The 299-nt window shown below is 42.5% G+C and carries 1 protein-coding gene; it reads left to right on the forward strand.

Annotated elements, in window-relative coordinates; translation table 11 throughout:
• Positions 1 to 101 precede the first annotated feature (101 nt).
• The coding region (locus tag FTW16_RS12565; protein WP_146491326.1) for a SelT/SelW/SelH family protein at positions 102 to 299 on the forward strand (198 nt) is incomplete at its 3' end.

The following is a 299-nucleotide window of genomic DNA, read 5'->3' on the forward strand; positions in this document are numbered from 1 at the left end:
AGCCAACCGTTCAAGTAATCAGACGGTCAAAACGGCCTTTGAAATATTGACGTTTGCCGTTGGCGTCAAACTATTGATATAGAAAATTAAAAGGATTAACTATGAACACGGAATCAAATCCAACAACCCCAACAGTATCGCAAGCAACGATAGCAATACACTACTGCCGCCAATGTAATTGGATGCTGCGCTCAAGCTGGCTATGCCAAGAGTTGCTTCATACCTTTAGTGAAGAGATTAATCAAGTCAGTCTTCACCCAGATACGGGTGGGCGATTCGAGATCTTTTGTAATGGGATA

The sequence above is a fragment of the Vibrio sp. T20 genome (genome assembly GCF_007858795.1).
Taxonomy (GTDB): Bacteria; Pseudomonadota; Gammaproteobacteria; order Enterobacterales; family Vibrionaceae; genus Vibrio; species Vibrio satsumensis.